Source organism: Pseudoalteromonas phenolica, assembly GCF_044788725.1.
GTDB lineage: Bacteria > Pseudomonadota > Gammaproteobacteria > Enterobacterales > Alteromonadaceae > Pseudoalteromonas > Pseudoalteromonas phenolica_C.
Window position 1 is genome coordinate 1262102 of the sequence record NZ_CP173161.1, and the last position, 21587, is coordinate 1283688.

Sequence of the window (21587 nt, forward strand, 5' to 3'; positions counted from 1 at the left end):
ATTGAAATAGATTATTTCTTATTTGCTATCTAATAATGGGCTGAATTTTTAATATGGATCGTATTACTGCCATTAAAAGCTTTGTTGAAGTGGCGCATTTATCTAGCTTCACGAAAGCCGCTGAACGTCTTGATCTAAGTCGTCTTCAAGTGACTCGTCATGTACAAGAGTTAGAACAATGGCTAGAACAAAGGTTATTGCATCGAACCACCAGAAAGGTGAGCTTGACGCAGCATGGAGAACAAGCTCTACATAGATTTGAGCGAATTCTCGATGAAACCAGTGCTTTGATCGCTGAGAGTACCGAAGGCAGGCAAACGTTATCGGGCACGGTTCGAATTTCGAGTCCTATCGGTTTTGCCCAAAATATGTTGGTCAATGCCGTCAGTCAATTTATAGCGCAGCATCCAAACGTTAAAATTGATATTCATGCCAGCGATAGTTTTTCGAATTTAGTTGAGCAACGAATAGATATTGCGCTCAGATATACTAATACACCCGATGAAAACTTGATTGCCAGACGACTGATGGTGATAGGCGCATGTGTTTGTGCATCTCCAGAATATTTAAAAAAACATAAAGCCCCCAAAAAGCCTGAAGCGCTTGCAGAGCACCCTTGTTTAGTGCATTTGTCACATGATAAATGGCGATTCATCAAAGCTGAGCAAAGTGTTGAGGTGAAAGTACACGGGCCATTAGTTTGTAATGATGTACCTACACTCGTGCAAGCTGCAATGAATGGCACGGGCATCGCGTGGCTGCCATATGATATTGCGAGGAGCTACATCACTGAGAAAAAGCTCGTGCCTATTTTGCAAAATTATAAAATTGAGAATAATCAACTTTGGGCGGTTTACTTATCAAGAAGTTATCAATCGCCTGTTGTGCGTGCTTTTATTGATTTTGTGGCGGCGCTTTGGCAAGAAGACATAGTGCCATGAATCTATTATCAAAAAAATATTGAAACTGTTTTAGTGATTACAGGGCTAAAACAGTTTAAGACGAACCTTTAAAATCTATGTTTTATCGACAAGCGATGAGTCACAATATTTATGCGTCATGTATTAAAAAACATTGTTTCAGTCACATTTTTTCTCACTTTTATTTCAACAAAGGCTTTCACTGCAGAGCTTAAAGTAATTAAAGCGCAATCAGTAGAATGGGGTTATCTGAACCCACTTCGAGGTGCCAAAAGTCCGGGGGCTGCTGAACTGTGGGGAGATAGAACAAAAAACAACGCTACAGGCATGCTTGTTCGATTTAAAAAAGGGTTTTCGTCACCTCCGCATATCCACAATATCTCTTACCGTGGCATTGTGATCAAAGGGTTAATACATAATGCAGATCCAAATGCAGAACATTTATGGATGCCTTCAACTTCATATTGGACGCAACCTGCGGGTGGCAATCACATTACCGCAGCAAACGGTGATGAAAATCTCATTTATTTAGAAATAGATAGTGGTCCTTATTTGGTTAAGCCAAGTGAAAAGCAGTTCAATAATCAGGAGTATCCACTCAACTTTCATGCTGATAATTTGGTGTGGCAAAGTGCAGATGAACTGACAGCGTTGAAAACAAGGCAAGCTATGTTTTTAGCACCTTTATGGCAGTCAAATGATGGCAGAACAAAAGGGCAGCTATTAAAGTTACCCGCTGATTTCAGCGGTAATGTGCATGTTATGTCAGAAGAGTTTAAAGCTGTGATCATTCAAGGTGCTGTAAACCTTGCTAGTTCAAAGGACAATGATTTATTAGAAGCTGGGAGTTATATAGAGTTAAACGGAGTTGGTAAATTTAACCTTTCTTCATCACAACCTGCAATTTTATATATTCGTTCAAATGGTGAGTTTGACGTAAGGGATTAACCGCCTTTTAGAGCATGAATAAGAGACTATTCATGCTCTTTTAAATGGGCACTCAAGAAATCAATAAAAGCCCCAATCTTGTGAGGAATGTAATTGCTATTTTTATAAACTGCATACATTGGCAGTGAAAATGCATGCTTTTGTTGTAAAATTTCAACAAGTTCACCATTTTTAAAATGCTCTTCGACCATCCATTTTGGCATGGCAGCTATACCAGAACCCAACCTTGCCATTTTCACTATCATGTCAGGGTTATCACTCTTTATCACTTCGTTTACTTGTACCTTACTGGCTTCAAAAGTCCATACATTTGAAGGTCGTATTAAAGAGTAAGTAATGCACTTATGGGTGCTTAACTGAGATGGGTTTTGAGGTGTACCATTTTCAGCTAAGTAACCAGGAGAGGCGAAGTAACATAAGGAATGCTCAATTAATTTTTTCGCTTTTAAGTTTGAGTCTTCAAGGTGAGCGGCCCTGATCGCAATATCAATATTGTCTTTGAATAAATCAGCCTGTTGATCATTCACTGAGATATCAAGCTCGAGCTCGGGGTGTTGTGCCATAAAGTGTTTCAATGGCTCAGCGAGCCGCTTTGTTGCAAACGCCGAAGGCGCAGAAATTCTGAGCTTGCCAACGACTTTTGATTGCTCGTTGCGGATCTGGTGCTCAGTTAACGACAGCTTCTCAAGCACCTCTTGGCTACAGGCTAAGTAATCACTCCCAGCATCTGTAAGCGTGATCTTTCTAGGTGTTCGGTTAAATAAATTAAAGCCCAAGTCTTGTTCAAGCCAGGCAATACGTTTGCTGACAGCGCCTTGAGTCATGTTTAGCTCGTCTGCGGTTGCAGTAAAACTACCCAAACGCGCTGCGGTGGCAAACACAGAAAGACATGTAAGTTTATCCATTATGTATTCCAGATGGGAATATTAACTATGTAATTAATAGCATTTATCGCAAGTTTTAGGAATGTTTAAATAACACCATTATCAAATACGGAGTTTAAACATGACGATTATTTCATTGGTGTTATTTGCGTTCTTTTCATTTGCAAGTTCAATTAAATTAACGGGGTGGCAGAAGACGATTTTTCAGATCCAGTTAGGTTTTTTCAAAAACTATGGCTTGAATCGTACCCATATGTTCTTAATTGGGTTGATAGAAAGCGCATCAGCACTGTGTTTGCTGTTATCAGTATTAATAGACAACAGCTTACTCAATGCGTTAGGTGCAACCGGCATACTATTTACATCAATAGGCGCAATTTTCTTTCATCTACGTTTTGACACGCTAAAAGATGCTATACCAGCAATAGTCACTTTGTCTTTATCGGGCGCTTTACTCTTTTGTAATGAATATGTGTATCACGCTTTATTAGTTTTATTCGAAAAGCTTATTTACTAGATAGCTTATATTTCAAAAATAAATCGCTGATCCTGCGAGTTACTAAATCATGTTCACTGTTTGGAACGTGATGTAAATGCAGGGCTAAAAATGCGCTATTTGGGTAAAGATCTATGAGTGTTTGATTTATTTTCTCAATGATTTGCTTAGATCTTGGCGTGCTACTACATGCAATATGTCCGGCAATAAAATGAGGGTGTTTTGCAACGGCCACTGATGCGATATCGGAGTTATTTTCGGAGTAGTATTGCTTAAAAATAGTTGGATAAGAAATTAAAAAATCGACCCTATGACGTTGGAATAACTTGATCATAGCTTCGTAGGCATCACTGCCAGCACGTGAAAGTACATTTTCAGGATTCAGTTTAGCAAGTTGAGAATCTAACACTTTGCCGTATGAGCGACCAGCTTCAGAGGCAATGCTTGCGTTTGGATACTGGTTAAATAAGCTGAGTAAACTGCTCAGTTCTCCGTCTTTTGTGATCATACTATCGAGCAAAGGTGTGCGGTCTTTAAAGTAATAAAGACGGTGACTTGGATACAAGTGCACTGGGTACGAGTAGAGGTTGTAAAGCTCGCGCTCTTCGGTTTTGATGCGATTAACAGCACAAATGGTTTTGTCTTGTTTAAGCAGTGCGTCAATACGAGCGGTGGGGGCGATTTTTAGCTCAAATTTAACGTTTTCTAAGTTTTCAAATAACAAGCGGTAAGAGTCACTGGCAATATCATGCTGCCCATCTTTGTAAAACAATTCTAAGTCTTTAGGATCATCGCTGAGCAGAGTAATGGTTCCTGCATTGACGCTCAAAGACATCACTAAGATAGAACATAGTGAAAGTAAGTACTTCATAAACACCACTTGAAGTTGATTTATTCTATTATAGTCAATAAATACAATAACTGATGGAGAGTTTTAAAACACGATAAAAGTGGTAGGTGGTGTATTTGCTCCAACGTCATAATCTGATTTTTGTTATTTAAAATCATTAGATTACAGATTAAGTTTGTAGAATAAAAAAGAGTCATAAACAAGCTTAAACAAATTTAAAATTTCTCTCTTGAACTTTTTGAGTTCGCCCATATCAAAAAATGCGATTCGTTCTTTACTTTGTTTTGGGGACAAGCCCAGCAACTATGGAGATAATAACAATGTATTTTTCGATAACATCTCGAGCACTCTTTTCAAATAAAAATCTATTTATAAACAACTAGAAACTAAGCTGAACTTTGGTTAAGAGATTTACTGACATAGCGATATTTAATCGATAAGCGTCATTTAAGTCTGCAGCCGGAAACTTTTAGGGATAACAAGGCAAATTTGCGCGTCAATAGCAGGTCTATTGCAAGTAAATTTAACGTAGTTAGCGTTGAAAGTAGCCGCTGCAGATAGATTTATTATCCAGAGATCAGGTTAGTTAAGCTTAATTCGGAGACTTCCATGTTAGAGGTGAGTAATTTAACTCGCAGCTATGGCAGTTTTAAAGCTGTAGATTCTGTGAGTTTTAAAATCCAAAAAGGTGAAATTATCGGGCTGCTTGGGCACAACGGCGCGGGTAAAACCACCATAATGAAAATGATCAGCGGCTATCTCGAAGCCGATACCGGCGACGTCAGCTTAGATGGTGTAACGCTTTCTAAAGACCCTAAAAAACTTCAAAGCCAACTCGGTTATTTACCCGAAAGTTTGCCCGTCTACCCAGAAATGAGTGTGGCCGAATACCTAGATTACGCCGCTGATTTAAAAGGGTTAAAGGGCAACACTAAAGTGGCTGAAATTAAACGCGCCATCAAAGCCACTGACTTATCGGCAAAATTGTTAGCCCCCAACGAAACCTTATCGCGAGGTTATAAGCAGCGTGTGGGTGTAGCACAGGCTATTTTGGGGCAACCAAAACTATTGATTTTGGATGAGCCAACCAATGGCCTCGACCCCGAGCAAACCCAACACATGCGTGAGCTGATTAAAGACATCGCTAAAAAAGCTACGGTGATTTTATCGACCCATATTATGCAAGAGGTGAATGCTTTGTGTGATCGTGTGTTGATCTTGAAATCGGGGCAACTGGTACTTGATGAACAACTCGAAGCATTGCAGCACAGCAAACAGCTGGTGGTTGAAAGCGACTTAGCAGAAGCGAAAAAACTTACCGATATTGAAGGCGTTTTTGCTGTTGAACAAGAGCCTCAAAAATTTATAGTGAGCTTAGAAGACAAGGCGAATATGCAGCAAGTTGCAGCCTCTATCAGCAAAACCATTATTGAAAGTGGCGCGCAGTTGTTTGCTCTTTATCCGCAAAAACGAGACCTAGAAACCGTCTTTAACCAAATCAATAACGATGAATTCGTCGCAACCGCGAATAACACTAAGGGAGGAGCCGCGCATGCAGCCTAGTCAATCTGCGCAGTTTAATGCTGTTCGTATTGCGCAAAAAGAAATCGCGCTATTTTTCTCATCGCCCATTGCTTATTTGTTTATTGGCGCATTTGTGGCGTTAACCTTGTTTATCTTCTTTTGGGCTGAGGCATTTTTCTCTCGTAACATTGCCGATGTGCGGCCAATGTTTGAGTGGATGCCCGTTCTACTCATCTTCTTATCGGCGACTTTAACCATGAAGCTCTGGAGTGAAGAGCGACGCAGCGGCACCATTGAATACGTGCATACCTTATCGGTGCCACTGTGGCATTTTGTGCTAGGCAAATTTTTAGGCTGTTTGGCACTGCTGGCGATAGCGTTAGTGATCACATTGCCTTTGCCTATCACCGTTAGCTTTTTAGGCGAGTTAGACTGGGGCCCGGTTATTTCGGGTTATTTGGCGGTGTTGTTATTGGGTAGCGCCTATATTGCCATTGGTTTGGCGGTATCAGCGCGCAGTGATAATCAAATTGTTAGTTTGATCACTGCATGTGTGATTGGTGGACTTTTTTACTTTATTGGTACCGCCGCGATCACCGACTTTTTCTCCCATCAAGGGGCTGAATTCTTAAGACAACTCGGCACCGGCGCGCGTTTTGACGACATCACCCGTGGTGTCATTGATGTGCGAGACTTGGTCTATTATGTTTCATTAACTCTAGTATTCTTGGCTTTAAACACTTATTTTTTAGAGCAAGAGCGCTGGGCGAAAAACGACAACAAAGCAAAGACACAATCAGGTCATCATAAAACCTGGCAGTTAGTGACAGGTTTACTGGTGGTAAATTTACTCACAGCTAATGTGTGGCTCAGTCAGTTACCACAACTGCGTTTAGACACCACCGCAGGCAAACAATACTCGATTTCTGAGGCGACTGAGTCTTATTTGGCGCAGTTGCAAGAACCTATGTTGATCCGAGGATATTTCAGCAATAAAACCCACCCGTTACTAGCGCCTCTGGTGCCGCAAGTGAAAGACTTATTACAAGAGTACGAAGTTGTTGCCGATGGCAGAGTACGCGTAGAGTTTATTGATCCGCAAATGCATCCTGAGCTTGAAGAAGAAGCCAACACCCAATTTGGTATTAAGCCGATGCCGTTCCAAGTGGCCGACCGTTATCAAGCGTCCATTGTCAGCTCCTATTTTAATATTCTGGTGCAATACGGCGATGAGCATCAAGTATTAGGGTTTAGAGATTTAATCGAGGTTAATGCCCGCGCCGAGTCAGATGTTGAAGTGCTGTTACGTAACCCAGAGCACGACATTACCCGCGCGATTAAAACCGTACTGCAAAACTATCAAAGCGGCGGTAACTTGTTCGACACAGTGAAACAAACACTGACGTTTAACGCTTATGTGTCGGCAAATGACAAACTGCCTGAGCAATTACAAGCCTTAAAGCAGGGTATTGAAAAGCATTTAAATGATGTGCAAGCCAAGTCTTACAATAAGCTGGCTGTTAATTTTATCGAGCCAGAAGCCGAAGGCGGTAAAGTTGCAACTCAGATAGCCGAAGACTATGGCTTTGAGCCAATGGCAACCAGCTTTTTCTCAGATCAAACCTTCTACTTTTACCTGACTTTGGCGGGTGAAGATCAAATCGTACAAATTCCACTGGATGACTTTAGCGACGCAAGCTTTGAGCGCAATCTCGATGCGGCAATTAAGCGTTTTGCCTCTGGATTCACTAAAAACTTAGCGCTGGTAAAACCCGCTTCAGCCCCGAGTTATGGCTACGGTATGCCAAGCAGCAGCTTTAGAGAGCTAGAGCGCATGTTAGGCAGTGAGCTGAACATCATCAATGAAGATTTAAGCGATGGCAGTGTTTCGGGTGAAGCCGATATTCTAATGCTTATCGCCCCTAAATCACTGGATGAAACACAGTTATTTGCCGTAGACCAATTCTTAATGAAAGGTGGGACAGTGATAGCGGCGACGTCACCTTACAGCATCAATCTTGCTGGTGGCAGTTTGAACATGACCTCAGTCGACAGTGGGCTGACAGACTGGTTGGCGCACCATGGTTTAAACATTGAAAACAGCCTAGTGATGGATGCCACCAATGCGGCATTCCCAATTCCAGTAACCCGTAATGTCGGTGGTTTCCAACTGCAAGAAATGCGTATGTTGGATTACCCGTACTTTGCAGATATTCGTGATGGGTTAAATCAAGACAATTTAATCACCTCTGAGCTACCGCAGCTGACCATGGCATGGTCGTCGCCCATTACCCTTGCAGAGAATAAAGACAATATCACTTTCACTAAGTTGATTGAAAGCTCTGACAAAGCGTGGACGTCTTCGTCTCTTGATGTGATGCCGCAGCTAAACGCGCAAGGCGAGGCGAGTTATATCTCAGAAGGAGACACCGCGAAGCAGTTAATGGGTGTGATGGCACAAGGTAAATTTACCTCATACTTTGCGGATAAAAGCTCTCCGCTTTTAGCCAGCAAAGAGTCTGACTCTCAAAATACAGCATCGGATGACAACACTGAGAATGAGTCTGAAAACAGTGAAACTCAGAGCGACACGCAGTTTGATGTCAGCAGTGTGATTAAGCACGCGCCAGACAGTGCACGCATTATCTTGTTCAGCTCAAATGACTTTGTACAAGACCAAGTGCTGCAACTGACCGCAGGCGTATCGCAAAATGATTATTTAAATAGTTTGCAGCTGATGATGAACGCCGTGGATTGGTCGTTGGAAGACCGAGCGCTCATGAGCATTCGCACGCGTGGTAATTTCAACCGCACCCTACCACCGATGGAACATGATCAGCAGCTTATGTGGGAATACGGAAACTATGCGCTGGCCTTTGCATTACTAATGGGCTTAGCCCTATTTGATCGTCAACGTAGAAAGCGCAAAAAGCGTGAGTATTTAACTTGGATTTCGCAATAGGAGTGCAACCATGAATAAAGCAGTAACTATTTTATCTGTGGCACTAGGCGCACAGGTTATTTTAGCTGGCGCACTATTTTATAACGGCCAAAATAGCTTTGAGACACAAGCGCCAGTTTCATTGTTAAGCCTGGAGCAACAAGCCATCAGCGAAATTACCTTACAAGAAGGTGATAATGATAAGCCGCTTACATTGGTAAAAAACGGTGAGAATTGGCATTTGGCTGATTACTCAAATTTACCTTTACTTGATTACAAAGTGTCAGCCCTGACCGACACTTTAATCAACAGCAAGGTGAATTGGCCTGTTTCACGCACACAAGCCAGTCACGAACGTTTTAAAGTGGCCGATGACAACTTCGAAAAACGCATCACCTACAAGCTAGGTGATGATGAAGTTGAAGTGTTATTAGGTGAGTCACCCAGCTTTAAAAAGCTCTACGCGCGTAATGGCGAAAATAACGATGTGTTCACCATAGAGTTCAGCGGCTATCAGCTGAGTGTTGATAAAAATGATTGGTTGAATAAGTCGTTGCTGTCAGTAAAAGATATCAGCGAAATTAGCCAAGCAGGGTTTGCGTTTGAAAAAGTCCAAGCTCAGCAAGATGCTGAACTAGACGAAAACACCGAGTCAGTTAAAAACACAAGTGCAGACAAAAGCGCTGTCTTAGCAGATATCATCAATGCAAACGCCAGCTCAAAGACCGATGTTGAAACCATATGGCAAGTTAAAGCACCTGCAAAATTACCTGAAGGTCAAAGACTCAATACCGAGCGTATTGACGAGCTGCTAGAGCAATTTTCGAGTTTAACGGTCACAAAAATCGCCGAACAAAAAATCGCTTTTGCAGAGATTGAAAAGCTCAGCGTGAAAGATGCCGATGGCAAGCAGTTCGACTTTGAGTTTGCTCAACATGAAGACAGCTATTATGTAAAACGCAGTGACTTTGCATATTGGTTTAGCCTTGGCAAAGCGCAGTTTGAAAACCTAGCGAATATCAATGCCAATGATTTTTTCATTACCCCAGATGATGACGAAAATTCGCAGCAATTGAGTAATGAAACAAATCAACAAACGGACACTGAAACATCAGATTAATTCGCCGTAGCTCTACTCCAAAGTAGGCAAAGGTGCGACCCCAAAGGGTTGCACCTTTTTTATTTTGCGCGATATAAAATCGCGCCTACAACTCAGAGCAAGCCTTTTAGGCGTTGGTTTACCCAACGCTTTTAGAATTTATAAGGTGAATGTTGCGTTACCTAAACCATGTTGCGCGATATAAAGCCGCGCATACAGCTCAGAGCAAGCCTTGTAGGCGTTGGTTTACCCAACGCATTTTGAATTTATAAGGTGAATGTTGCGTTACCTAAACCATGTTGCGCGATATAAAGCCGCGCATACAGCTCAGAGCAAGCCTTGTAGGCGTTGGTTTACCCAACGCATTTTGAATTTATAAGGTGAATGTTGCGTTACCTAAACCATGTTGCGCGATATAAAGCCGCGCATACAGCTCAGAGCAAGCCTTGTAGACGTTGGTTTACCCAACGCATTTTGAATTTATAAGATGAATGTTGCGTTATCTTAAACACGCCGCGCGATATAAAATCGCGCCTACAACTCAGAGCAAGTCTTATAGGCGTTGGTTTACCCAACGCATTTTGAATTTTTAAGGTGAGTGCTGAGTTATCTACACCGTGTTGCGCGATATAAAATCGCGCCTACAGCTCAGAGCAAGTCTTGTAGGCGTTGGTTTACCCAGTGCTTCAAAATCATCTATAACAATGCTGCTTGCTTCACTTTTTTATTTTGGCTAGTAAGGGGACGGATAAGAAATAGAAAGAAAAAACCCGACATAAAGTCGGTGCTACCGAGATACTTTTTAGCTTTTAGCTTTTAGCTTTTATAACAACGCGGCTTGTTTCACTACAATCGCATGACGTTTTGCCAATCGTAAATGATCTTTATCGTAACCGCCGCCGATCACCGTTGCCACTGGCACGCCTTTGTTTTGGCAGGCTTTAAGCACTAATGCATCACGCTTTTCTAATCCTTGCCATGAAATATTGAGCTTACCTAGGGTATCTTGCTCCCATACATCAACGCCAGCATCGTACAGTACTAAATCTGGATTCAAGTCTTCAATCAGCCCCGTTAAGGTCTCTTGCACAATATTTAAATATGCAGCGTCTTCTAAGTGATTCTCTAGGCCGATATCTAAATCACTGTCGTGCTTTCTAAACGGAAAGTTCTTCTCGCAATGAATAGAGCAGGTAAACACATACGGGTTGTGTTTTAACATGGCGGCAGTGCCATCGCCTTGGTGCACGTCTAAATCAAAAATCAGTACATTATTCACCTTGCCTTGCTGAATAAGCGTTGTTGATGTAAACGCAAGGTCGTTTACCATGCAGTAGCCAGAGCCAAAATCATAATGCGCATGATGGGTGCCACCAGCAAGGTGACAAGCAACCCCATGTTCGAGGGCCAATTCTGCGGTTTTTAATGTGCCAAGCGGTGCGGTAAAAGTACGCGCCATTAATTGCTCTGACCAAGGTAAGCCAATCCGGCGCATTGCTTTGTCATCGAGTTGGTTACGCCATAGATCCCAAATATAGTCTTCGCAATGCACCAGCTCGAGTGGCGTAGGCGACCCAAGCTCTGGTCGAACTAAGTTGTCGCCAATTAAACCCATGCTTTTTACTTCATTGAATAAGTTTGCGAATTTGCTCATTACAAAGCGGTGCTTAGGATCAAAACTAAACGAGTAATTTGGATGATAAACAAGCGGTAAACGGGTGTTGAGCGGGTTGTGATTTGAGAGCATTAAAGACGGTGCTTAGTTTCAAGTTCAATAAGTGTAACTGATATACGTACCAGCTTACAGTTGAGATTATTATCTGCGCCTACAGGTTTTTTTACCGTATGGTTTATGCAATCATGTTGGCCTTATTTTTCAAAGTGGTAAAGACAAATGGAACTGAATTTCTCTGACTTTTCTGGCAATCAAATCTATCACTTAATGACGCAAACCATTATTCCGCGTCCTATCGCTTGGGTGTTAACTGACTCGGGCGAGCAAAGCTACAATCTTGCGCCATTTTCTTATTTCACAGCGGTGTCGAGTGCGCCGCCTCTGATGATGTTTTCGGCAGGCAAAAAGCCTACAGGCGAGATTAAAGACACAGTTAAAAACGTAATAAATACCAAACAGTGCGTTATTCACATTGCCTCTGAGCAAGACGCTGATTTAGTCACCGCCACGGCTGCAACACTCGAGCATGGTGAGTCTGAAGTCACCGCCAACGACATTGAAATGGTGGAGTTCACAGGCTTTGACCTGCCACGCATTAAAAACTGCCATATTGCTTATGGTTGTGAGTTATATGAAGTGCAGCAAATGGGCGAAGCGCCGCAATCGTTGGTATTTGTGAAGGTAAAAACCTTATATGTAAATGATGAAGTAATTGAACTGGATGCCAAGCAACGTTTAAAAATTCATGCCGACAAAGTCGCACCGCTGGCGCGTTTAGGCGGTGGGGAATATTCCGGCATTACTGCTCCTTTTGCGATGGCGAGACCTAAATAATCACGGTTCAAGTAAAACAATACCAATTTTGGTTATCAGAACTGACAAGCGCAGTATCACACTGCGCTTGTTTTTTGGGAGAACTTAAATTGCAAAGCTTTTGGTTAAGCCACTTGCGGGTTTAACGCTTTTTGCATTTGTAAGTTTGCCCATCTTTTTTCGAGTACCAAGATGGTAAATAAGTAACACAGCACCACAATAATTGGTTGTAACACAAAGCTGTTCTCAGGACTGATGATAAAAGCGGCGGTACATAAAACGGTTCTTACAACTGCGTGAGCCACACAGACCTTAATCTTACAAATTGCACCATGAACCAACCACATCAACCCCGACTGTACTGCAATCGCAAATGGCAGGGCGTAAGGATTTTGCATAGCAAAGGTAATGCTGATTGAAAAGGTCAAAAATGTCATCGCAACCGCAGCTAAAAAGATGGTATCGAACGGGTTACGTTCAGCGCCTTTTTTAAACTGTACGTCTTCACCAGTTAATTTAGCCAGACCTAATCCCAAATACACAATTGAACCTGTACCAATATAAATTGCCCAAGTTTGCATGTGTAACGATAAAGACATGCCAGTAAAAATCAGCAAGCTCCACACTATCATGCCAGCCAGCGGCACAGCCAGAAAGCGGCGGTTTTGATAGTTTTGTAAATGTGTTTCTAGGTTAATGGTGTTCATGGCAATCTCCGTCTGTTGATGGAGTAAGTATGGCCAGAAGGTAGGGTGTATATCAGTGAGCTTTGTCATGAGCTCAGATGACAAATGTCATTGCTTTAGTTTATAGGTATGAGTTCATTAGCATGAGTTGAGGGCGTGTTTTGTTGGAGCTAAATTAAAGTCTACGCAATTTATTTATCATGGTAATATCAAGAAATAATAAAAACTTTAAAGGAAATATAAAGTTATGAAATTAATTTGCACTTTATTATCTGCCGCCATACTGTTTGGCACCTCAACGCTTTCTACATCATCTTTTGCAGCTTCAACTTCTGCAGAAGCAGCAAAAAGTGTCACAGACATTGTCGATATCCAACTCAAAGCCTACAACAACCGCGACATTGACGCGTTTTTAGCAACTTATCACAAAGACGTCGAGATTCACTATTTTCCAGCAGGCCTGAAATACAAAGGAATTGATAACCTAAAAGATGAATATGAGCGGTTGATCAGTAGAGTCAGTTATTTACATGCCACAATTACCAACCGTGAAATTAAAGGTCGCTTCGTTGTTGATACTGAAGAAATTACGACTAAGTTTATGCGTCAAGGTAAAGAACACGAAAAAAAGCTTAAATCGATCGTCACCTACGAAATTGAAGATGGTTTGATAAAGCGGGTGCTATTTTTGAAGTAGATTACTTACGAAACTAGATTTTCTTTTCTATTTAGATTTATAGTCAGATTTGTTTGAGTTTTATCAAGCAAATCTGACACTTTCAGCTTTCAGCTTTCAGCTTTCAGCTTTCAGCTTTCAGCTTTCAGCTTTCAGCTTTCAGCTTTCAGCTTTCAGCTTTCAGCTTTCAGCTTTCAGCTTACCCACTAAAAACAGCCTTAAACCCTTCTACAACGCGCTTACAATCTGCGTTGCTCACATCTTTATGCAGCACAAACCGCATTTGTTCACCTGCACAAATTTTGATGCCTTTTTCTAGCAGCTTGTCGGCAAGCTCAGAGGGTGAAAGCGGGCCTTGGTATTCAACAAACACCATATTGGTGAATTGCTTGGTAACTGTTAGTTCGTCGAGTTCGTTAAGCTCTGAGGCTAAAAGCTCAGCGTTTTGGTGATCTCCAATCAGTCTTTCGATGTTGTTGTCTAACGCGAATATACCGGCGGCTGCGACAATGCCAGCTTGTCGCATGCCACCACCGAGCATTTTGCGCCACTTATGGGCTTCATGAATAAAGTCTTTCGGGCCACATAAAATACTGCCAAGCGGCGTACCTAAACCTTTTGATAAACAGATAGAAACCGAATCCATCTGAGAGGTAATTGCCGATACAGGCACATTGTGATGCACCGCAGCATTGAATACCCGTGCGCCATCAAGGTGTAAACCAAGTCCGGTGTCGTTACAAAACGCGCGTGCATCATCTAGGTAAGACATAGGCAGAGCTTGCCCGCCTACTGTGTTCTCGATTGATAGCAAACGGGTGCGCGCAAAGTGGTGGTCGTTAGGTTTAATTTTCTTTTTCGCGATATCCAGTGGAATAGTGCCGTTTGCTGCAAACTCTATTGGCTGAGGTTGAATGCTGCCTAATACTGCTGCGCCACCGCCTTCGTATTTATAAGTATGGGCGTCTTGACCAACAATATATTCGTCACCGCGCTGACAATGGGCGAGTAGGGCAAGCAAGTTACTTTGTGTGCCACTTGGGGCAAATAACGCCGCTTCATGGCCGGTTAACTCTGCGGCTTTTTGTTGAAGTGCATTTACGGTTGGATCATCACCAAACACGTCGTCGCCAACAGGCGCGTTGGCCATTGCATCACGCATGGCTTTACAAGGTTGGGTAACGGTATCACTGCGTAGGTCTATTATTCTTGTTGTCATTCTAGTTACTTATATTAGCGGTGGGTGATTTGAGTGTAACTGGAGGGTTTTGTAGATTCAATGGCAAAGCGACAAAGCCATATTTGACTCTGTCGCAGTATAAAAATAAGCATAAGCTCGAGCTTTTTCGAGTGCTATTCCCACACGCCTTTTTCTGTTTTACCCTGAATTTCAACATTGCCTAATTTGAACTCTGGGGTTTTATTGGCTTTTAACTGACTCTGATAGTCTTTGGTAATACTAACAATGGTTGGGGTGAGCAGCACAATGGCGTAAACGTTCACTAAGGTCATTAAACCAAGAGCCGCGTCAGCCATGCTCCATACCTCTTTGAGTGATGCTGTTGCTCCCCAAAACACCATAAATAAATATAAGGCCGTATAGGCTGCGCGACCGAGTTTATTGTCGAGTTTGAACAAGTGAAGGTTACTTTCTGCGTAAGCGTAGTTTGCGACCACGGAAGTAAAGGCAAACAGGGTAATGGCCGCGGCAACAAAATAATGACCAAATTCGCCAAAGTGGCTGCTCATGGCGTTTTGTGTCATGCCTATGCCTTCCATTTCACCACTGATGGTAATGTCAGACAGTAAAATGACCACGGCAGTACAGCTACATAAAACAATGGTATCGACAAATACCCCAAGCATTTGCACATAACCTTGCGCAACAGGGTGGTTTGGCACAGGAGACGCACCAGCAGCTGCATGGGGCACGCTACCTGCGCCAGCTTCATTCGAATATAAACCGCGTTGAATGCCATTTTTAATGGCTGCGCCGAGTGCACCTGCACCAGCTTCTGTTAAGCCAAATGCCGAGGCGAACATATCAGCAAACATAGCTGGCAGATGTTGAATGTTCATTGCGGTAATTACCAGCGCCACGGCCACAAATGCCAGTCCCATAAATGGCACTATGAGCTCGGCAAAACGGGCAATATTGCGAAGGCCGCCGACCACAATGAAACCTGCGATAACGGCAATTACTGCGCCTGAGAAGGTTGGGTCGATAGCAAAAGTATTGTTAAGCGCATCGGCAATGGTGTTGGCTTGCATTGCGCTGAAGCTCACCCCGTAGCCTAAAAACAAACACAGTGCGAACAGTACCGCGAGCCAAGGTTTGTTTAGACCTTTACGAATATAGTAGGCAGGACCGCCACGAAATTCATTGTTGCCGTCACGAATTTTATAAAGCTGACCGAGTACGCTTTCGGCGAACCCTGTCGCCATACCTAATAGCGCAATTAACCACATCCAAAATACCGCGCCACTGCCCCCTAAGGAGATGGCAATGGCAACGCCAGCCAAGTTACCTGTGCCGACCCGAGCCGATAAACCGGTACATAAAGCTTGAAACGAGCTGATACCAGATTTATCGCCTTGAGTACTGTCTTTCATCACTTTGAACATGTATCTAAAGTGGCGAAATTGCACAAACTTGAGCTTGAATGAAAACCAGAAGCCTGCAAATAACAGCAAATAAATGAGTATTTGGCCTTGGCCCCACAGTAAATTGTTAATGGTACTAATTGCGCTATTTATCATTGTTATATGCTCTCTTTTTATACCTATTAAGGCTTTAATTTAGCAGTGTTAGCGTTTTGACAGATGTATGCCCGCTAGCATGCAGCGAACTGAGCCGCCTGCTAGTTCAATGGCCGAAACATCGAGTGGTACTAACGTGACACTTTGCTCAAGCAATGCTTTTTGCGATTGGCTGAGCGCTGCAAATGCGGTGCTCGACAATGCCAATAGACGTTTAGAGCCTGCGTGTAACTCTAGTGCATTACCGCAAAATGCGCCTATTTGCGCTTCAGTTAAATGGATCACCTTCTTGCCCGCAAATTCAAAACGGCGAATGATTTCATCTCGACGTTTGGTATCTGTCATCATCTCAAACCCAGCTATAACAAAGTCGCTGCCAATACACATCAAGACATTGGTATGGTAAACCGCTTTACCTTGCTTATCTTGGGCGTCAAACACCATAGGTTCAAAATTAAAGTGCGAACAAAAACGCTCTAACACATGAGAGTCGGTGCGGTTTGAACGCGCAGCGTAAGCGACTCGTTCAATGTGATCTAACACCATGGCCCCCGTACCCTCTAAAAACAGGTTGTCGTACTCAAGGCCAGAATAATCAATGACATCTTGTACGCGATAATGGGCTTTTAAAAATTCGATGACATCACTGCGACGCTCTTTGCGCCTATTCGGCGCGTACATAGGGTAAATGGCAATTTGCCCACCAAGATGGGTCGAAAACCAATTATTAGGAAATACCGAGTCTGGAGTTTCGGTGCTTTCATCTTCAATAATATGTACGTTAATACCATGACTGCGCAAGGTTTCAGCGGCTTTAGTAACTTGCTCATAGGCTAAACGACTTACCTCAGCGTGGTCGAATTTGCTGCTTGACTGAAAGCTGTTATCACCCGCAGTTTGCTCGTTTGGGCTAAAATGATGCGGTCTTATCATCACCACCGCATTAGGTGCTTGGGGAAATAAACTCATAGTGGTCTCTTATTTTTATATAACTCAGCATCTATGCGCTTGGGGTGCTGTGAGTTTGCGTTAAGCCAAACAAGTTTCTTGGGTCTTCAGGGCTTGCTAATAACTCAATCTGCTGCGCCTCTTTATTCTGTTTTACCAGCTCAAAAATAAATCGCAATGCCGAATAATCTTCAAGCGCAAAACCAACACCGTCGAAAATGGTCAGTTGAGCGTCATGGGTACGCCCTGATTTTTCACCCAAAATAACTTGGTACATCTCGGTCACTTTACTGTCGCTTGGTAGTTGCTGAATATCGCCTTCAATACGCGTTTGAGGTTCGTACTCCACGAATACATCTGCACGATTGAGTAGGGCTGCATCGAGTTCAGTTTTACCTGGGCAGTCGCCGCCAATGGCATTGATGTGAATGCCTTCACCTACCATGTCACTGGTTAAAATGGTGGCATTTCGTTTATCCGCGGTGCAGGTAGTAATGATGTCAGCCCCTTTTATAACCTCTTCGGCTGAGTGGCATATTTCAATATTGAGTTCGTTTTCTTTGCTATAACTTTGTAAGTTACTGAAGCACTTTTCGCTCGCTTTAGGCTCAATGTCATAAAGGCGAACATGGGTGACGCCCAAGATGGCTTTGAATGCGAGTACCTGAAACTCAGATTGCGCACCACAGCCAATCATTGCCAGAGTTTTACTGTGCTTGGGTGCAAGATATTTAGCCATCATGGCCGATGTTGCAGCTGTTCTGAGTGCTGTAAGTATGGTCATTTCACTGAGCATCAGCGGGTAACCACTGGCAACATCGCTTAGTACGCCAAATGCGGTAACGGTTTGTAGGCCGATTTTGGTGTTTTTTGGGTGACCGTTCACATATTTAAAGCTGAATTGCTGGTGGTCAGCAACGGGCATCAGCTCGATTACGCCCTCCGCAGAGTGCGCCGCAAAACGGGGTGACTTATCAAAATCAAGCCAACGTCTAAAATCAGCTTCAAGATACTCAACCATGCCAAGCATCAGCTGCTCAACACCATATTGATTAATCAGTGCCAACATATCTGAGACACTCACAAAAGTGATGTTTGAAGACTTAATATTTAATGACTCTAAGCCTGCTTGTTCAGCGTTAAAGTGTGTTTTGAACGGGGTTTCTGTGTGCATTTTTACTACCTAGTTAAACTTGGACTTTGAACTTAAGCAAATAATAGAAATGAGTTGAGCTAAACTAAATGTCAAAATGTGATGCTTTTTGTATTAATTTTTGGCATTTTGCTAGTTCTTTATAGGCAAAGTGATATTTCAACGGCTGAGTAAAGGGCTAATGTAATGGAGAGTAATTTTGGATAATCGAAAACCTTATCTATTTGATGCCATCGATAAAGAGCTGGTCGCCATTTTAAAAAGTGACGCCAGAGCGCCTGTGGCAAAACTTGCAAAAATACTCGGCGTATCGCGTGGTACAGTACAAAACCGCTTAGATAGGCTGGTAAGTAGTGGGGCAATTTTAGGCTTCACCATTCGCGCCCATGAGCAAATCGAAACAGATGCCATTAAAGCGGTGATGATGATCGAAGTCGTAGGCAAATCGACGACTCAAGTTATTCAAAAGTTACGGGGTATCCCTCAGCTGTTAAAAATGCACACCACCAATGGGGCGTGGGATCTAATCGCAGAAATTCAGACTTCGAACCTACAAGAATTTGATTTAGTGCTTCGAGAAGTGAGAGCCATTGACGGGGTATTGAATTCTGAAACCAGTATTTTGCTAAGCTCTGTCTAATTTAAGCTCGGTTTAATTATAGAGTGAGCCTCGGTGAGAAAAAGTCGATAAAAGCGTTTATACGTGCCAAGACGCTGGAGTTTTTATAATAAACCGCATGGATTTCTTCTCTTGGATTCGGAGTTTGCAAAGTATTAGGGAGCACTTCAACTAAGCGCCCTGATTTTAGGTCGTCGTGCACCATAAAGTTTGAAAGCAGAGACAGACCATTACCTGCTAGGGTCAACTGTCTTACAGATTCGCCGTTACTGGCAAATAAACTTGGTTTTATGCGTGCATGCTCTTTTAAAGGCCAGTTATTGAGTTTAGGTGCTTCGGCAAAACCGATAAGGGTATGCGCCGAAAGGTCTTGGCTATTTTTAGGAGTGCCGCATTCTTTTAGATATTCAGGACTTGCAACAATGCGTAATGGGCTGGTTCCTAGCTTTTTCGCATACAGGTTTGAATCAGACAGTCGACCTATGCGAATAGCCACATCAGTCTTTTTCTCAATGAGATCAACAATATTCTCGTGGGTGATCAGCTCTAGCTGGATCTGAGGGTACGCTTGTTTAAATACTTTAACCCAAGGGATTATTTGATGGAACATAAAAGGGCTAGCTGCATCCACTCTAAGTGGGCCATTGGGGGAGCGCTTATTTACACTGAGTGCCGCTGTGCCTTCTGATAAAATGGCGAGGCTTTGCTTGGCAAAAGTTAAAAATGTTTGCCCATCTTCGGTTAAATCAATTTTTCTGGTGGTTCTGTTAAACAGCGTGACATTTAATATGCTTTCTAATCGGGCAATTGCGCGGGAGATCTTGGCGACCTGCGTATTATGAAAGTTGGCAGCAAGGGTAAAGCTCTGAGACTCGGCCACAGTCACAAATATTTCTAAATCTTCAGTCTTTGGTTGCGGCATTTTATATGTTCACTTTTACAATAATCACAAAAGTATTTTGAGATTATTGCTGTTTTTGTCAATTTAAATTTTCTCCAAAATACCCTCACTTTAATTATGTGAGGAATCTAATTATGCCTTTGGCTTTATTCGCGCTGACTCTCAGTGCTTTTGCAATTGGCACCACTGAGTTTGTGATTGTCGGTTTGGTGCCAACCATAGCTGCAGACTTGGGCGTGTCTTTACCTTCCGCGGGTTTATTGGTGAGTTTATATGCGCTGGGTGTTGCGGTTGGTGCACCCGTGTTAACTGCACTGACAGGAAGGTGGGACCGCAAGTTGGTATTGCTGACATTAATGGCGCTGTTTGTGGCGGGCAATTTGTTAGCGTGGCAAGCACCTAGCTATGAGTCTTTAATCACAGCGCGTATTCTCACAGGCTTAGCCCATGGGGTATTTTTCTCAATTGGCTCAACCATAGCAACAAGCCTAGTGAGTAAAGACAAAGAAGCCAGCGCCATTGCCATTATGTTTACAGGTTTAACGGTTGCGCTTGTCACCGGTGTGCCGCTGGGCACTTGGATAGGGCAAGAGCTGGGCTGGCGAGCGACGTTTTTAGTGGTATCAGTACTTGGCTTAATTGCTTTGATCGGCAGTGCTATTTTGGTACCAAAAAACCTCAAGCAGTCTGCACCTGCGAAAATAACGGATCAATTAAAAGTGTTAACACAACCAAGGCTACTACTTGTGTATGCGATGACAGCAGTTGGGTATGGCGGCACATTTGTGGCATTCACGTATTTAGCACCAATTTTAGAGCAAGTATCTGGTTTCGCTTCGAGTTCAATTGGCTTGATCATGCTGGTGTATGGCGTTTCTGTGGCAGTGGGTAACATTTGGGGTGGTAAGCTCGCTGACAAAATGGGTCCTGTCAAAGCATTACAACTTATATTTTCTGCTCTGGCATTGGTTTTATTGGTCTTTACTTTCACAGCGCAAAGCCAAATAGGTGCAGTGTTGACCGTTTTAATTTGGGGCGCATTTGCGTTTGGTAATGTGCCAGGCCTACAAGTTTATGTGGTGCAACTGGCAGAGAAGCACACCCCAAACGCTGTGGATGTTGCATCAGGACTCAATATTGCAGCATTTAATGTTGGCATCGCATTTGGTTCTGTTGTGGGTGGTGTCATTGTTGAAGACATGGCTTTAACAGACACAGCTTGGATAGGCGCAGCAATTGTGGTGTTGGCATTCGCATTAACACGTTTCTCAGGTTATTTAGATAAGCAAGCAGCAAATCAATTGGCCGAATGCAAAAGTTAAATGTAAATACAAAGTTAATGGTGGACTTTTGGAACTTTTGTGTTAGGTTGAAATTTCGACAACATATAAGGAATATAAAATGAAACTACAACTAATACCAATCCTCAATAATACTCAATCATTTTGAGGGACTAAAACTGACGCTAACTTCGTTGAAAATTTCTTATTTAGAACAACTAAATAGCAAAACTTCCGCCTCGTTATCGACTAGTTTTTCTTGCCTCAAAATAGACCGCTTAATTAAGAGGGTTGGTATAAAAAATAAACCACTAAAAAGCTTAAACAATAAAGCCCTTTCGCGTGAATTAACTGCTGCGATGGCAGGTGGTACTGAGGATGTAAACTTTACCCTAAATGAAGGTTGTAATACTC

19 protein-coding genes are annotated in these 21587 nt (G+C 42.7%); 10 read left to right on the top strand and 9 right to left on the bottom strand.

From position 1 onward, the window contains the following. Positions 1-53: 53 nt before the first annotated feature. Both ACH784_RS05935 and ACH784_RS05940 read left to right on the top strand, forming a co-directional pair. Positions 54-941 (top strand): LysR family transcriptional regulator, encoded by an 888-nt coding sequence (locus tag ACH784_RS05935; RefSeq protein WP_404394123.1) that lies wholly within the window; start codon positions 54-56, stop codon positions 939-941. Positions 942-1052: 111 nt separating this feature from the next. Continuing rightward, positions 1053-1868 (top strand): DUF4437 domain-containing protein, encoded by an 816-nt coding sequence (locus ACH784_RS05940; protein WP_404394125.1) that lies wholly within the window; start codon positions 1053-1055, stop codon positions 1866-1868. Positions 1869-1894: 26 nt separating this feature from the next. Here the strand turns inward: ACH784_RS05940 and ACH784_RS05945 are convergent, their stop codons facing one another. Beyond that, positions 1895-2773: a LysR family transcriptional regulator gene (locus ACH784_RS05945; protein WP_404394127.1), complete on the bottom strand. Its 879-nt coding sequence runs from the start codon at positions 2771-2773 to the stop codon at positions 1895-1897. A 100-nt stretch (positions 2774-2873) separates the two neighbouring features. Here ACH784_RS05945 and ACH784_RS05950 point away from each other — a divergent pair, with 100 nt between their 5' ends. After that, positions 2874-3269 carry a DoxX family protein gene (locus tag ACH784_RS05950; protein WP_404394129.1) on the top strand — a complete coding sequence of 132 codons (396 nt, stop codon included), beginning with the start codon at positions 2874-2876 and terminating at the stop codon, positions 3267-3269. Here the strand turns inward: ACH784_RS05950 and ACH784_RS05955 are convergent. After that, a complete protein-coding gene (locus ACH784_RS05955) occupies positions 3259-4119 on the bottom strand; it encodes a hypothetical protein (protein WP_404394131.1) in 861 nt (286 codons plus the stop codon). The two genes, ACH784_RS05950 and ACH784_RS05955, sit on opposite strands and share 11 nt — an antisense overlap. A 588-nt stretch (positions 4120-4707) precedes the next feature. On the opposite strand from ACH784_RS05955, the gene ACH784_RS05960 reads away from it, so the two are divergent. From ACH784_RS05960 to ACH784_RS05970, 3 genes are read left to right on the top strand one after another with little or no spacing between them, the layout of a single operon-like run. After that, positions 4708-5661, top strand: a complete 954-nt coding sequence (locus ACH784_RS05960; protein ID WP_404394133.1) for an ABC transporter ATP-binding protein — start codon at positions 4708-4710, stop codon at positions 5659-5661. Beyond that, positions 5651-8584: a Gldg family protein gene (locus ACH784_RS05965; RefSeq protein WP_404394135.1), complete on the top strand. Its 2934-nt coding sequence runs from the start codon at positions 5651-5653 to the stop codon at positions 8582-8584. Before ACH784_RS05960 ends, ACH784_RS05965 begins: the two co-directional genes overlap by 11 nt. Before the next feature lie 10 nt (positions 8585-8594). Continuing rightward, entirely contained in the window at positions 8595-9683 is a 1089-nt protein-coding gene (locus ACH784_RS05970; RefSeq protein ID WP_404394137.1) for a DUF4340 domain-containing protein, read from the top strand. A gap of 802 nt (positions 9684-10485) precedes the next feature. Here the strand turns inward: ACH784_RS05970 and ACH784_RS05975 are convergent. Further along, entirely contained in the window at positions 10486-11409 is a 924-nt protein-coding gene (locus tag ACH784_RS05975) for a histone deacetylase (RefSeq protein ID WP_404394138.1), read from the bottom strand. Between the two features lie 147 nt (positions 11410-11556). Here ACH784_RS05975 and ACH784_RS05980 point away from each other — a divergent pair, with 147 nt between their 5' ends. Continuing rightward, positions 11557-12171, top strand: a complete 615-nt coding sequence (locus tag ACH784_RS05980) for a flavin reductase family protein (RefSeq protein ID WP_404394141.1) — start codon at positions 11557-11559, stop codon at positions 12169-12171. Positions 12172-12275: 104 nt separating this feature from the next. Here ACH784_RS05980 and ACH784_RS05985 read toward each other — a convergent pair whose 3' ends face one another. Next, positions 12276-12857 (bottom strand): DUF7010 family protein, encoded by a 582-nt coding sequence (locus ACH784_RS05985; protein ID WP_404394143.1) that lies wholly within the window; start codon positions 12855-12857, stop codon positions 12276-12278. 226 nt (positions 12858-13083) lie between these two features. Between ACH784_RS05985 and ACH784_RS05990 the strand changes: the two genes are divergently transcribed. Further along, the gene (locus tag ACH784_RS05990) at positions 13084-13533 is read left to right on the top strand and encodes a nuclear transport factor 2 family protein (RefSeq protein WP_404394145.1); all 450 of its coding nucleotides are present in this window, start codon (positions 13084-13086) and stop codon (positions 13531-13533) included. Positions 13534-13711: 178 nt separating this feature from the next. Here ACH784_RS05990 and ltaE read toward each other — a convergent pair whose 3' ends face one another. The 4 genes from ltaE to ACH784_RS06010 form a co-directional block, all read right to left on the bottom strand. Next, entirely contained in the window at positions 13712-14719 is a 1008-nt protein-coding gene (gene ltaE / locus ACH784_RS05995; protein ID WP_404395202.1) for a low-specificity L-threonine aldolase, read from the bottom strand. A 146-nt stretch (positions 14720-14865) separates the two neighbouring features. Beyond that, a complete protein-coding gene (locus tag ACH784_RS06000) occupies positions 14866-16272 on the bottom strand; it encodes an alanine/glycine:cation symporter family protein (RefSeq protein ID WP_404394148.1) in 1407 nt (468 codons plus the stop codon). A 48-nt stretch (positions 16273-16320) separates the two neighbouring features. After that, entirely contained in the window at positions 16321-17241 is a 921-nt protein-coding gene (gene ctlX, locus ACH784_RS06005) for a citrulline utilization hydrolase CtlX (RefSeq protein WP_404394149.1), read from the bottom strand. A 31-nt stretch (positions 17242-17272) separates the two neighbouring features. Then, positions 17273-18289, bottom strand: a complete 1017-nt coding sequence (locus ACH784_RS06010) for an ornithine cyclodeaminase (RefSeq protein ID WP_404395204.1) — start codon at positions 18287-18289, stop codon at positions 17273-17275. Positions 18290-18572: 283 nt separating this feature from the next. On the opposite strand from ACH784_RS06010, the gene ACH784_RS06015 reads away from it, so the two are divergent. After that, positions 18573-19013, top strand: a complete 441-nt coding sequence (locus ACH784_RS06015) for an Lrp/AsnC family transcriptional regulator (RefSeq protein ID WP_058030352.1) — start codon at positions 18573-18575, stop codon at positions 19011-19013. A gap of 16 nt (positions 19014-19029) precedes the next feature. Here the strand turns inward: ACH784_RS06015 and ACH784_RS06020 are convergent, their stop codons facing one another. Then, positions 19030-19914 carry a LysR substrate-binding domain-containing protein gene (locus ACH784_RS06020; RefSeq protein WP_404394151.1) on the bottom strand — a complete coding sequence of 295 codons (885 nt, stop codon included), beginning with the start codon at positions 19912-19914 and terminating at the stop codon, positions 19030-19032. A gap of 113 nt (positions 19915-20027) precedes the next feature. Between ACH784_RS06020 and ACH784_RS06025 the strand changes: the two genes are divergently transcribed. Further along, entirely contained in the window at positions 20028-21215 is a 1188-nt protein-coding gene (locus ACH784_RS06025) for an MFS transporter (protein WP_404394154.1), read from the top strand. Positions 21216-21587 lie beyond the last annotated feature (372 nt).

Bases quoted from the DNA above. Each gene is read 5' to 3' on its own strand.
- ACH784_RS05935 (WP_404394123.1), top strand. From the start codon at position 54: ATGGATCGTATTACTGCCATTAAAAGCTTTGTTGAAGTGGCGCATTTA.
- ACH784_RS05940 (WP_404394125.1), top strand. From the start codon at position 1,053: ATGCGTCATGTATTAAAAAACATTGTTTCAGTCACATTTTTTCTCACT.
- ACH784_RS05945 (WP_404394127.1), bottom strand. From the start codon at position 2,773: ATGGATAAACTTACATGTCTTTCTGTGTTTGCCACCGCAGCGCGTTTG.
- ACH784_RS05950 (WP_404394129.1), top strand. From the start codon at position 2,874: ATGACGATTATTTCATTGGTGTTATTTGCGTTCTTTTCATTTGCAAGT.
- ACH784_RS05955 (WP_404394131.1), bottom strand. From the start codon at position 4,119: ATGAAGTACTTACTTTCACTATGTTCTATCTTAGTGATGTCTTTGAGC.
- ACH784_RS05960 (WP_404394133.1), top strand. From the start codon at position 4,708: ATGTTAGAGGTGAGTAATTTAACTCGCAGCTATGGCAGTTTTAAAGCT.
- ACH784_RS05965 (WP_404394135.1), top strand. From the start codon at position 5,651: ATGCAGCCTAGTCAATCTGCGCAGTTTAATGCTGTTCGTATTGCGCAA.
- ACH784_RS05970 (WP_404394137.1), top strand. From the start codon at position 8,595: ATGAATAAAGCAGTAACTATTTTATCTGTGGCACTAGGCGCACAGGTT.
- ACH784_RS05975 (WP_404394138.1), bottom strand. From the start codon at position 11,409: ATGCTCTCAAATCACAACCCGCTCAACACCCGTTTACCGCTTGTTTAT.
- ACH784_RS05980 (WP_404394141.1), top strand. From the start codon at position 11,557: ATGGAACTGAATTTCTCTGACTTTTCTGGCAATCAAATCTATCACTTA.
- ACH784_RS05985 (WP_404394143.1), bottom strand. From the start codon at position 12,857: ATGAACACCATTAACCTAGAAACACATTTACAAAACTATCAAAACCGC.
- ACH784_RS05990 (WP_404394145.1), top strand. From the start codon at position 13,084: ATGAAATTAATTTGCACTTTATTATCTGCCGCCATACTGTTTGGCACC.
- ACH784_RS06000 (WP_404394148.1), bottom strand. From the start codon at position 16,272: ATGATAAATAGCGCAATTAGTACCATTAACAATTTACTGTGGGGCCAA.
- ctlX (WP_404394149.1), bottom strand. From the start codon at position 17,241: ATGAGTTTATTTCCCCAAGCACCTAATGCGGTGGTGATGATAAGACCG.
- ACH784_RS06010 (WP_404395204.1), bottom strand. From the start codon at position 18,289: ATGTTGGCACTGATTAATCAATATGGTGTTGAGCAGCTGATGCTTGGC.
- ACH784_RS06020 (WP_404394151.1), bottom strand. From the start codon at position 19,914: ATGCCGCAACCAAAGACTGAAGATTTAGAAATATTTGTGACTGTGGCC.
- ACH784_RS06025 (WP_404394154.1), top strand. From the start codon at position 20,028: ATGCCTTTGGCTTTATTCGCGCTGACTCTCAGTGCTTTTGCAATTGGC.